This window comes from Yinghuangia soli (genome assembly GCF_021502675.1).
GTDB lineage: Bacteria > Actinomycetota > Actinomycetes > Streptomycetales > Streptomycetaceae > Yinghuangia > Yinghuangia soli.
The window spans coordinates 413,091-424,489 of sequence record NZ_JAKFHA010000005.1 but is presented as its reverse complement, the minus strand read 5'-3'; the positions used below and the strand labels follow the sequence as shown (position 1 = coordinate 424,489).

The window sequence follows — 11,399 nt, the reverse complement described above, 5'->3', positions numbered from 1 at the left end:
CCACCGCAGCCCGCGCATCCGCCTGCGTCGCCCCCGCAAACGACCCCAACACCGCACCATGCCGATGCGGCTGCACCACATCGACCCTGGCACCGCCACCCGCGGACTGCACACCGCCGATGGTCTGGGTGAGGTCCAGGTGGTCCGCGGCCTGCCGCTTCAACTCGGCTTCCAGCCGGGCGCGTTCGGGACTTCCCGGAGCGTAGGAGTGGATCGGCTCGTTGACCGGAGCCGGGACCTGCGTGACGGCGTCCATGGAACTGCCCTTCGCTGGTGGAGTGTCGGATCGGTTCGGGGTGACGAGGGAGCTGCCGCGGCGGCCGGCACTCGGGCGGCCCGCCGGGGCTCAGCTCGCCGGCAGGAACGAGCGCAGGAAGAACGCCACGTTCGCCGGGCGCTCGGCCAGGCGCCGGGTGAAGTAGCCGTACCAGTCGGTGCCGAACGGCACGTAGACCCGCACCTGCTCGCCGGCCTCGGCGAGGCGGCGCTGCTCCGGCTCGCGGATGCCGTACAGCATCTGGAACTCGTAGGAGCCGGGCACGCGTTCGTTGCGCAGCGCGAGATCGAGGGTGATCGCGATCAGCCGCGGGTCGTGGGTGGCGACCATGGGGTGCCCGCCGCCGGCCATGAGGATCTTGAGGCAGCGCACATACGCCAGGTCCACCTCCCGCCGGTCCTGGTGAGCGACCGAAGCCGGCTCGCGGTAGGCGCCCTTGACCAGGCGCACGCGCGAGCCCTCCACTGCGAGTCTGCGGCAGTCCTCCTCGGTGCGGAACAGGTACGACTGCAGCACGGCACCGGTGCCCGGGTAGTCCTTGCGCAGTTCGTCGAGGATCGCGAGCGTCGAGTCGACGGTGGTGTGGTCCTCCATGTCGAGCGTGACCGTGGTGCCGGCCTTCGCCGCGGCCGCGCAGACCGGGCGGACGTTGGCGAGTGCGAGCTCGTGCCCGTCGGGGCCGAGTGCCTGGCCGAAGGCGGACAGCTTGACGGACACCTCGACGCGCGGGCCCGCGCCCAGCGGAGCCGCCGCGGCCAGCAGCGCGAGGTACGCATCCCGGTTGGCCTCGGCCTGGGCCGGGTCGGTGATGTCCTCGCCGAGGTGGTCGATGGTGACGTCGAGGCCCGCATCGGTGAGGTCGCGGACCGCGGCGAGCGCGTCGGGGAGGCCTTCGCCGGCCACGAACCGGTCGACGACGGGGCGGGTGACCGGGGCGGTCGCGACGAAGTCGCGGAGCCGGTCGCTGCGGGATGCGGTGAGCAACATGCGGCCGAGCACGAGAACCTCCGGAAGGCGTCGCCGATCCTGGCCGGCCGGGGGGAGGCGGCGGTCGGCCGCCGGGCCCGGTCGGGGGACGCCGGTTCGGCGTCCGGAGGGACCGTACGTCCGGTGCCGGGCTGCGCGATATGGACCGCAGTCGCGTTTACGCTCTCCTTTCTTGTACATATGTATGAAGGAAGTCCGCAGGTCAACCGTCGGGTCGGCAGCGAGAGGAGGCGGGCATGGCAGGGCAGCGGGAGTACCAGCGCCTGGTCGAGGAGGTCGCGGTGCTGCTCGGCGCGCCCGCGACGCTGGAGGACCGCGACTTCGTGCTGGTCGCCTTCGCGGCCCACGAGGGCGACCTGGCCGCCGACGACGTGCGCGCCCGGTCGATCCTGAGCCGCCGGTCGGCGCCGCAGGTGAAGGCCTGGTTCGAGGGCTTCGGCATCACCCGCGCGACGGGCCCGGTGCGCATCCCCGCGGACCCGGACACGGGCGTCCGCGCGCGGCTGTGCCTGCCCGCCCGGCACCGCGGGGTGACGTACGGATACATCTGGCTGCTCGACCCGGGCGCGGACACCTGGCCCGCCGAGGACCTGGACGCCGCCTTCGCGCTGGCCGGCCGGGCCGGCGACCTGCTGGCCGAGGAGGCCCATGCGGGCGCGGAACTGGGCGACCTGCTGCGCGACCTGGTCCACGGCGTCGACGAGGCGCGGGCCGCGGCCGTGCTGGAGGCCGCGGCGGCAGGGATGGGCGGCAGCGGAGCGCTGTACGCGCTCGCCGTGCTGCACGACAGCCCGGCAGCCCTCCCGGACCCGCTCAGCGTGCACGCGATGTCCCACGTCGTGGCCGCGTATGCGGACGAGGCCGGACGCGGGGAACTGGTCGCGCTGATCCGCTCCGCGCGTCCGGCCGCGGAGACCGCGCGGCGCATCGCCAAGGGCCGCCGATCGGCCCGTGCCGGAGTCTCGTCGGACGTCCGGGACCTGGCGTCCGCAGGGCAGTTGCTGGAGCAGGCGCGCGCCGCGGCGCGGACCGCGGCGGCGTTCCCGGAGCGGGCTCCCGTGGCCGCGTGGGCGGAGCTGGGCCCGTACCGGCTACTGGCCCGGCTGCCGGCGGCGGATCCGGCCGTGGCTCCGCTGCTGGCCCCGCAGCACGCGGAACTCGCCCGCACCGCCGAGGTCTACCTCGACCACGCGGCGCACGCCACGCAGGCCGCCGGGCTGCTGGCGATCCACCGCCAGACGCTGTACTACCGGCTCTCGCGCGTCGAGGAGCTCACCGGCCTCGACCTGGGCAACGGCGAGCACCGCCTGCTGCTGCACATGGCCCTGAAGGCCGCCCGCCTCAACACGCCGCCTCCCGGCGCCGCTCCTCGGGAGCGCCGTCCCTGATCCGGTCGCCGGCCCGGTCCGCGCGCCGCCGCCGGCTTCCGGGGCGCAGCCAGGCGAACCGGCGCCGCCTGGGCGGCGGCCGGACCGGCTGCATGGCGGCGAGCTGGTCGATCAAGGTGGACATCTGGGCGCGGGTGCGGGTCGCCAGCCAGTCCTCGGCGGACCCGGTCACCGGCGGCAGTTTCGGGTCCGTGAAGCGCTCGATGCGCGCACCCATGCCGCCTTCCCGGTCGTCGAGTCCGCGGAGCAGCGCCTTGGCCTCGGCGACCTGCTCGTCCGTGGCCGGTACCGCGAAATCGTCCAGTGCCAGGGCCCGTTCGAGGTGCCAGGCGGCGTCGCCGACGGCGTTCCGGTCGGGCTGCTTGAAGTAGAGCGTGTGCGGGGAGGCGATCATGAGGCGCCACGGCTTGTTGCCGAGGATCGGGACGTCGAGGATGCCGCTGCCGAACAGCGGGGTCAGCGGTCCGCCGAACCAGTCCCCGAGAGTGCCGAACCACCGCGGCCACACCGGGAACCACAGGTTGGTCCAGCGGACGACGGCGAACGGTGCTGCGTCGTTGAGCACGCGGCTGTCGTGCCAGCGGTACGTGAACGGGTGCTTGCCGGGGCTCCGCAGGGGCGGACACGTGGGGATCTCGCCGCGGCCCACCCGCTGCCTGAACTTCTCGCGGTTGCCGGTGTAGAGGATGTCTGCGAAGTACATCGGCGTACCCACGCTGACGAAGTCGCTGATGCGCCAATTGCTGCCGTGCGCCCTTTGCCCGTACCAGAGTTCGCGTTGCGTCCGGCGGTAGGTGCGTACATGCTCCGGGTCGCAGATGCCCGCGGAAGCGTCGGTCGTGAGGACGGACGCGGCCTGGTCGAACGCGGTGAGGCCGGCCGGCTCGCCGACGGCGTGCTCGCCGGACTGGTTGTTCATCCGGCCCCACAAATAGCAGATGCCGTCGTACGCGATGTACGCACCGAGGCTGTGCGCGACGATGACGATGCGCTCGTAGCGGCGCTTGCCTGCGTACCTGGCCTCGTGCAGCCGGGTCAGCATCTCGACGAAGCCCTTCCGGATGTCCCGGCGGACCGCGTACGAACGGGGCGAGGTGTCCAGGTAGCGCACCACGTCCACGAAACTGGTCGTCACCATGTTCGGCACGATCGCGCCGAGCCGCCCGAGGGCGAACGTCAGGACGGCGGCCAGCGCGCCCGCTCCGGCGACCCCGGCGACGAGCGAGGTGAGCGTGCTGATGTCGGCCGGGTCCGCGACGAACCACCAGGTGAGCGCGCCGGCGATGATCGCCCAGAACAGCGCCCACACGAACCGCAGGCCGTTCGGCACCCGCCAAGGCAGCCGGACGAGCAGCTTCTTGAAGATCGGCCACATGTCGCCGAAGCGGTTGCCCTGCATGAGATGGGCCCAGTGGTACTCGAAGAAGTCGGTCTGCGGGCGGTTGCCCTCGGCCGGGGCCACGAAGCGCCGCGACTCGAACGAGTCGGTGACGATGTCGGCCCGCGAGTAATACGTCCGACGCCCGTCGGCACCGGGCGGCAGGCCCGCCTGCACGAATCCGGTCAGCGCGTCCAAAGGACGCTGCTCCCCCATGCCGTGGACGATGACGACCGCCTGGCGGCCGTCGCGCTTCGGCACCGCCGCCTGCGGTGCCGCCTTCGCTTTGGATGCCCTGTGCGGCCGCGGCCTGCGGCCGCCGCCCAGGCCCCCGGCCTTGCCGTTCCCCGTCATCACGGTCTCCGCTCGCTGCTCGCCGCCGCGGTCACCCCGAGATGCAGATCAATTATCTTCCGGATTCGGGAAATTCTTAACACTTTGTCCGAATCGTTGTCTGGGCGGCGACACCTTGCAGCCCTGGCGCGCACGCGATGCAGACGCGTCCGACTTTCGTGCCCAAGACGGAGAAGACGCAGCGAATCGACGTCCGGTTCCCTCGCAAATGACGTGCTTTCTCTCACAGTTGCCGCAAGCAACGCGGCCGCGGCGGAGATGCGTCAGGCGGGTGTCGGAAGCGCGGACAACACGCAGAACGGGGGACGGCAATGTCCGAGAGGGACCACTCGGCCGGGGACAACGGCGCAATCGCAGGCCCGGCCACCACCACGATCTCCGTCACGGCCACCACGGCCGCCGGCCGGGCATCCGGGACTTTCCGGGGCCTCCCGGCCTCCCGGACCTCCCGGGTCTCGCAGGCGGCCCGGGCGGCCCGGGCAGGCCGGACAGCCCGGTTCCGGGCCCGCCGGCGCACCGCCTCTGTGGTGGCCGCCCTCGCCGTCGCGCTCGTGGCGGTGAGCGGCTGCACCGGGGACGGCAAGAAGGACGGCGGCGCGTCGGCCGGATCGTCCGCAGGGGTGTCCGGTGCATCGGACTCCCAAGCGGCAGGCGCAAGTTCGGCACCGGCAGCGGCGCCTGCGACTCTTGTCATCACTCCTGCCGACGGCAGCGCCAAGGTCGCACCGGGCCTGCCCGTCATGGTGACCGCGCAGGGCGGGACGGTCGGCTCGGTGATCGTCAAGGCCGAGGACGGCAGCCTGGTCGACGGCAACATCTCCGACGACGCCGCATCGTGGCGGACCAGCGGCGCCCTGCACACCAACACGAAGTACACGGTGACCGCAACCGCGACCAACGCCGCGGGCGTGGAGACCAAGAGCACCGCAGCGTTCAGCACCGCGCAGGCCGGCAAGACGATGACCTACCAGGTCAATATCTCCGGACTGGGACGGATGGGCGTCGGGATGCCGGTCTCGGTCACCTTCGACACTCCGGTCAAGGACCGCGCCGCCGTCGAGCGCGCCCTCTCGGTGACCGCCGATCCGCCGGTCGCCGGGTCGTGGAGCTGGGTCAAGGACCGGAACCTGGCCGACGGGCAGCGCATCGACTTCCGGCCCCAGGAGTACTGGAAGCCGGGCACGAAGATCTCCTTCTTCGCCGACCTGGACGGCGTCGACACCGGCGGGGGCCGGTTCGCGATCCAGGACGTCAAGGCCGACGTCACCGTCGCCCGCTCGCTGGTGGCGACCGTGGACGTCAAGACGCACAAGATGACGGTCGTCGAGGACGGCAAGCCCGACTCGGTCATCCCGATCACCGCGGGCGAGCCGGGACGCGACACCTGGAACGGCACCATGGTCGTCATGGACCGCAACTCCAGTGTGTACATGGACTCGCGGACCGTGAACTACGGCAACGAATACCAGGGGTATTACAACTGGGCGCTTCACACGACCGCTTCGGGCACCTACGTGCACGAGAACCCCAGGGCGATCCAGTTCGCGGGCAAGCAGAACATCACGCACGGCTGCGTCGGCCTGGCCGCGGACGGCACCGCCAAGAAGTTCTACGACCGGGTCATCGTCGGCGACGTCATCAAGGTCATGAACTCCGCCTCCGCGACCGTCGAGGCCGGCAACGGCTACGGCGGCTGGAACGTGGCCTGGGACAAGTGGCAGGCAGGCAGCGCGCTCGCCGCCCGATGACCGGGACGCGGGGTCCTGCGGCCGGCTCCCCGGGCCGCAGCACCCCGACGCCCGGCCGGGCAGCCCCCCTGCCCGGCCGGGCGAACCGATCGGCTCGCCCGGCACGACCATCACGACTGGTACGCCCGGCACGACCAGCCTGACCGGCCTGACCGGCTCGATCGGCCGTTCAGAACAGTGCATCCGGTTCGGCGGTCTCCCGCGGCAGCACCGGCACGGCCGTTGCGGCTGCGAACTCGGCTTCTCCGGTGGCCGGTTGCAGCGCCCACCCGGCCAGCAGCCGGCTGTCCACCAGGACCAGCCGCGCGGACCCGGCCCCCACCGCGAGGTAGAGGTCTGACCCGATGACGCACGCCAACCGCCCGGCGATCACCGATCCCGGGACGAGCGGCGCAAGTTCGGCATCGGGGCGGATTCCGGCGTCCGGCAGGCCGTACGCGGCGGCGTGGTCGAGCGGCTCCTCGAAGCGCCGGGCCAACGAGTCCGGCCATCCGGGCAAGTCCACGGTCAGATCCCGCACTTCGCGCAGCGCGGCCAGCCGCTGTTCTGCGGTCCCCGGAGCGAACCGGGCCAGGCGCTTGACCCGGGTGGCGACCCGGTCCGGGAGTCCCAGTGCCGTGCCGAGCAGGTGCTCGGTCCGGCGCGCCGCCATCAGCGGGCCCTCGGCCAGCGCCACCGACGCCAGCGCACCCTGCTCCCACAGCCGGGCGTTGCCGCGTTCGGCGGCGGTGATGCCCACCTTCACCGTCCCGGCGCCGTGGTAGGCCAGGTAGACCATGAAGGGCCGCGGATCGTCGACCCGGGTGTCCGCGGCGATCGACGACGAGCGGTCCATCGCCTGGCAGTCCGGGCACATGCCGCCGAGCACCTTCGCCGGGAGTTCCGCACGCAGCGCGCAGGCGATCCGCCGGCCGCCGCGCCACACACCGCCGCAGAGCCGGTCCGCACCGACCGCGAACGCCAGGCGCCCGCCGCGCTCCAGCGGACTCGGCGCCGGCTCTGCGTCCGATACCGCGGACGCATCCGATGGACCGGTACGCACCCAGGCGAGCGCGGGACGGCCGTCCGCCCATCGGATCCCCCGGGGGCGCCAGGCCCCGACCTCCGTGCCGCCCACTGTCCGCCCGCCGTTCTCGCACTGTCCTCGCGCTGTTCGGACACTACGCACTCGGACCCCCGCGGTCACTCCGGTCCCCGCAGTAGCATCCCTGCCGAACCCGATCCAAGGAGTCCCCCCATGCCCAAAATCACGGCAATCGCCCTGCTCAAGGCCGCTCCCGGCGCCGAGGACAAGGTCCGTGCCCAGGCCCTGTCGCTGGTGGAGCCGTCGCGTGCCGAGCCCGGCAACATCTCGTACACCGCGTACATGAACCCGGAAGAGCCCGGTTCGTGGATCGTGTTCGAGGAGTGGGCGGACCGCGCCGCCTTCGAGGCGCACCTGGCCAGCCCGCACCTGACCGCCGCCCTGGCCGCCGGCCCGGACCTGCTGGCCGGCCCGCCCGCCGAGCACGTCTTCGAGGCCGGCGCCTGACCGGCCCGGACCGGAGCCGCCCGGGCTGCGCCCGATGCCGCGCAGCCCCGGGCGGCTGCCGCACGGGGCAGGTACTCCCGCCCGATACCATCGCAGTCCTATGAGCGCCACGATCGTCGTCAAGGACCTGTCCGCCGGCCACGGGGACCGCGTCCTCTTCTCCGCACTCGATCTCGTGGTCGCCCCGGGCGACGTGGTCGGCCTGGTCGGCGCCAACGGCGCGGGCAAGTCGACGCTGCTGCGCCTGCTGGCCGGCCTGGCCGAGCCGGAAGGCGGCTCGATCGCGCTGAGCCCGCCGACCGCGTCGGTCGGGCACCTGCCGCAGGAGCCCGAACGGCGTCCCGGCGAGACGGTCCGCGAGTTCCTCGGCCGCCGTACCGGTGTCGCGGCCGCGCAGCTGGCGTTGGACACCGCGACCGAGGGCCTGGTCGAAGGCCGCGCGGGCGCCGACGACGAGTACGCCGTCGCGCTGGAGCGCTGGCTCGACCTGGGCGGCGCGGACCTGGACGAGCGGGCCGACGAAGTGGCCGCCGACCTCGGCCTGACGGTCGGCCTCGACCAGCCGATGACCTCGCTGTCCGGCGGCCAGGCCGCCCGGGCGGGCCTGGCCTCGCTGCTGCTCAGCCGGTACGACGTCTTCCTGCTCGACGAGCCGACCAACGACCTCGACCTGGACGGCCTGGACCGGCTGGAGAAGTTCGTCACCGGCCTGCGTGCCGGGACGGTGCTGATCAGCCACGACCGCGAGTTCCTCACCCGCACGGTGACGCGCGTGGTCGAACTGGACCTGGCCCAGCAGCAGATCCGCTCGTACGGCGGCGGCTACGAGGCGTACCTGCAGGAGCGCGAGGTGGCCCGGCGCCATGCGCGCGAGGAGTACGACCAGTACGCGGACACCAAGGCCGCCCTCGAGGAGCGCGGCCGCATGCAGCGCTCGTGGATGGACAAGGGCGTCAAGAACGCGCGGCGCAAGGCCGGCGACAACGACAAGATCGGCCGCAAGATGCGGTCCGAGTCGAGCGAGAAGCAGGCCGCGAAGGCCCGGCAGACCGAGCGCATGATCGAGCGGCTGGACGTGGTCGAGGAGCCCCGCAAGGAGTGGGAGCTGCGCATGGAGATCGCCGCCGCCCCGCGGGCCGGCGCGGTGGTCGCGACGCTGCGCGGTGCGGTGGTCCGGCGCGGCGACTTCACCTTCGGGCCGGCCGAGCTGCAGGTCGACTGGGGCGACCGGATCGCCATCACCGGCCCGAACGGGGCCGGCAAGTCGACGCTGCTGGGTGCCCTGCTCGGCCGGGTGCCGCTGGACGAGGGGCAGGCCTCGCTCGGGCCGGGTGTCGTGGTCGGCGAGATCGACCAGGCCCGCGGGCTGTTCTTCGGCGAGGCCAAGCTGCTCGACGCGTTCGGTGCCGCGGTGCCGGAGATGTCCCCCGCGGACGTCCGGACGCTGCTCGCGAAGTTCGGGCTCAAGGCCGACCACGTGCTGCGCTCCGCGGCGACGCTGTCGCCCGGCGAGCGCACCCGCGCCGCGCTGGCGCTGCTGCAGGCCAGGGGCGTGAACCTGCTGGTGCTCGACGAGCCGACGAACCACCTCGACCTGCCCGCGATCGAGCAGTTGGAGTCGGCGCTGGCGTCGTACCACGGGACGCTGCTGCTGGTGACGCACGACCGGCGGATGCTGGATGCGGTGGAGACGAACCGCCGGATCACGGTGACCGCGGGCCGCATCGGCGATCATTGAGCACGCCGCACGCCGCGCACGCTCCCCCGCACTTCCGCACTTCCGCACTTCCGCCGAACCCGTACCGACAAGCGACCGAGGATCATGAACCGCCGTACCGCGAAGAAGCTGTCCAACAAGCTGGTCCTGGCCGTGCACATGGCCGACATCGAGGCGGTCCGCCTCCTGCTGCGCGCGGGGGCCGACGCGGACCGCCCGGACGCGGACGGCACCACGCCGCTGTACGCCGCCGCGGTGCGCGGCGATGCGGAGATCGCCGCGATGCTGCTGGACGCGGGCGCCGACCCCGACCGGGAAAGCGGCACCGGGGACGAGGGCCTGCCGCTGTGCGGCGCGGCCGCGTGGGGCCACGACGACGCGGTCCGCGCGCTGCTGGCCGGCGGTGCCGACCCGAATGCGCGCGAGGATGGCGGGTTCGGCCGTACCGCGATCCAGTGGACGACCACGCCCGGTTACGAGATGCCGGAGACGCGGCAAATCCTCAAGGACGCGGGCGCGTTCATCCCCCTCACGCTGCTCTGACCGCCCCGGCGGTCAGTCGCCGAGTGCGGTGACGTACACCCAGGCGCCGTCGAGGCGGACGAACGTGCTGTGCTCGTCGACCGCGCCTTCCCGGCCCGCCTCGCGGAACCGGGCCCGGAACCGCACGGTGCCCTCGCTGTGGAACGCGCCGCCGCCGCTGGTCTCCAGCACCTCCAGGCCGAGCCAGCGGGTCTTCGGGTCCAGCTCCAGGCGCTCCGGCCGGGTGTCCGGGTGCCAGGTGCGGAGCAGGTACGCGGCGTCGCCCGCCACGAAGGCGGAGTAGCGCGACCGCATCAGGCGCTCGGCGCTCGGTGCGGTCCCCTCGCCGCGGTGGAACCGCCCGCAGCAGTCGCCGTAGGCGGCATCGAGCCCGCACGGGCATGCGGCGCCGTCGGCGGGCGGCTGGATGCGCGGCGCGGCCGCCGCGTTCCCGGGCTTGCCGGACCGGGCGGGCTTTGCGGATTTCGCAGACTTGGCGGTCTTGGCGGGCTTCGCGGGGGTGTGGCGTCGGGACATACGCCCATTATCGCGTTGTCGCGTTACGGGCCGGCGGCACCCGGCGGGCCGCGCCTGCCGCTCAGTGCGCAGTCCACCCGCCGTCCACCGGCAGCACCGCACCGGTCAGGTACGAGGCGGCCGGGCCGGCCAACAGCAGTGCCGCACCGTCGAGTTCGGACGGATCGGCCCATCGGCCCGCGGGCACCTGGTGGGCCAGGAACGCCTTGACGTGCGGGTCGTCGTCCACGCCCTCGTTGAGCGGGGTGCGGAACGGTCCGGGGGCGAGCGCGTTCACGCTGATGCCGGTACCGGCCAGTTCCACGGCCAGGCTGCGGGTGAACTGGACGACGGCGCCTTTGCTGGCCGCGTAGCCGGTGCGCCCGGCGGCGCCCACCAGCCCCAGGGCGCTGGCCAAGGTGATGATGCGGCCGTATCCGCGGGCGCGCATGAGCGGGACGGCGGCCTGGCAGGCCAGGAACGTCCCGATCACGTTCACCTCCAGGCAGTGCCGCAGGGCGGCCACGTCGAGATCGCCGATCTCGCCGCGGGCCTGCACACCCGCGCTGGTCACCAGGATGTCCAGGCGCCCGTGCTCCTCGGCGACCGCGGCGAACAAGCGCTGTACGGAAGCCTCGTCGGCGACGTCGCAGGCGATCCCGGTGACCGCGGCCCCGGTCCCGGCGGCTATTTCCGCGGCCGCCTCGGCACACGCGTCGGCGCGTCGGCTCGCGACGACCACGGCAGCCCCGGCCCGGGCCAGCGCACCCGCGATGGACCGGCCCAGACCCGCCGATCCACCGGTGACGACGGCGACTTGGCCGGCCAGGTCGCCGGCCGCCCCCGTACCGTGCCCCGCCGCGGCCGCCGTCCGCGCCGCTGCCGATGCACCCGCCGGCCTGCCCGCCGATGCACCTGCTGATGCCCCTGCTGACATCGCTGCCTGCGTCATTGCCGCCCCTCCGCTACCGGATCCGCATC

The 11,399-nt window shown here is 73.1% G+C and carries 10 protein-coding genes and 1 pseudogene; 5 read left to right on the top strand and 6 right to left on the bottom strand.

Annotated elements, in window-relative coordinates; translation table 11 throughout:
• Positions 1 to 256: pseudogene (locus tag LZ495_RS13065) on the bottom strand (L-glutamate gamma-semialdehyde dehydrogenase); the annotation flags it as partial.
• A 90-nt stretch (positions 257 to 346) separates the two neighbouring features.
• Positions 347 to 1,276, bottom strand: a complete 930-nt coding sequence (locus LZ495_RS13060) for a proline dehydrogenase family protein (RefSeq protein WP_235052298.1) — start codon at positions 1,274 to 1,276, stop codon at positions 347 to 349.
• 224 nt (positions 1,277 to 1,500) lie between these two features.
• Here LZ495_RS13060 and LZ495_RS13055 point away from each other — a divergent pair, with 224 nt between their 5' ends.
• Positions 1,501 to 2,652 carry a PucR family transcriptional regulator gene (locus tag LZ495_RS13055; RefSeq protein WP_235052297.1) on the top strand — a complete coding sequence of 384 codons (1,152 nt, stop codon included), beginning with the start codon at positions 1,501 to 1,503 and terminating at the stop codon, positions 2,650 to 2,652.
• On the opposite strand, the gene LZ495_RS13050 is transcribed toward LZ495_RS13055, so the two are convergent.
• Positions 2,606 to 4,384 carry a hypothetical protein gene (locus tag LZ495_RS13050; protein ID WP_235052296.1) on the bottom strand — a complete coding sequence of 593 codons (1,779 nt, stop codon included), beginning with the start codon at positions 4,382 to 4,384 and terminating at the stop codon, positions 2,606 to 2,608. The genes LZ495_RS13055 and LZ495_RS13050 overlap by 47 nt on opposite strands.
• A gap of 311 nt (positions 4,385 to 4,695) precedes the next feature.
• On the opposite strand from LZ495_RS13050, the gene LZ495_RS13045 reads away from it, so the two are divergent.
• Positions 4,696 to 6,132 carry a L,D-transpeptidase gene (locus tag LZ495_RS13045; RefSeq protein WP_235052295.1) on the top strand — a complete coding sequence of 479 codons (1,437 nt, stop codon included), beginning with the start codon at positions 4,696 to 4,698 and terminating at the stop codon, positions 6,130 to 6,132.
• Between the two features lie 169 nt (positions 6,133 to 6,301).
• On the opposite strand, the gene LZ495_RS13040 is transcribed toward LZ495_RS13045, so the two are convergent.
• Positions 6,302 to 7,174 (bottom strand): DUF2797 domain-containing protein, encoded by an 873-nt coding sequence (locus tag LZ495_RS13040; RefSeq protein ID WP_235052294.1) that lies wholly within the window; start codon positions 7,172 to 7,174, stop codon positions 6,302 to 6,304.
• Positions 7,175 to 7,369: 195 nt separating this feature from the next.
• On the opposite strand from LZ495_RS13040, the gene LZ495_RS13035 reads away from it, so the two are divergent.
• The 3 genes from LZ495_RS13035 to LZ495_RS13025 all read left to right on the top strand — a co-directional run bounded on the left by LZ495_RS13035 (position 7,370) and on the right by LZ495_RS13025 (position 9,923).
• Positions 7,370 to 7,663: a putative quinol monooxygenase gene (locus LZ495_RS13035; protein WP_235052293.1), complete on the top strand. Its 294-nt coding sequence runs from the start codon at positions 7,370 to 7,372 to the stop codon at positions 7,661 to 7,663.
• Positions 7,664 to 7,763: 100 nt separating this feature from the next.
• Positions 7,764 to 9,401, top strand: a complete 1,638-nt coding sequence (locus tag LZ495_RS13030; protein ID WP_235052292.1) for an ABC-F family ATP-binding cassette domain-containing protein — start codon at positions 7,764 to 7,766, stop codon at positions 9,399 to 9,401.
• 84 nt (positions 9,402 to 9,485) lie between these two features.
• Complete coding sequence (locus LZ495_RS13025) at positions 9,486 to 9,923, top strand: ankyrin repeat domain-containing protein (RefSeq protein WP_235052291.1); 438 nt, start codon at positions 9,486 to 9,488, stop codon at positions 9,921 to 9,923.
• A gap of 12 nt (positions 9,924 to 9,935) precedes the next feature.
• Here the strand turns inward: LZ495_RS13025 and LZ495_RS13020 are convergent, their stop codons facing one another.
• Both LZ495_RS13020 and LZ495_RS13015 read right to left on the bottom strand, forming a co-directional pair.
• A complete protein-coding gene (locus LZ495_RS13020) occupies positions 9,936 to 10,439 on the bottom strand; it encodes a YchJ family protein (RefSeq protein WP_235052290.1) in 504 nt (167 codons plus the stop codon).
• A gap of 61 nt (positions 10,440 to 10,500) precedes the next feature.
• A complete protein-coding gene (locus LZ495_RS13015) occupies positions 10,501 to 11,370 on the bottom strand; it encodes an SDR family NAD(P)-dependent oxidoreductase (protein ID WP_235052289.1) in 870 nt (289 codons plus the stop codon).
• Positions 11,371 to 11,399 lie beyond the last annotated feature (29 nt).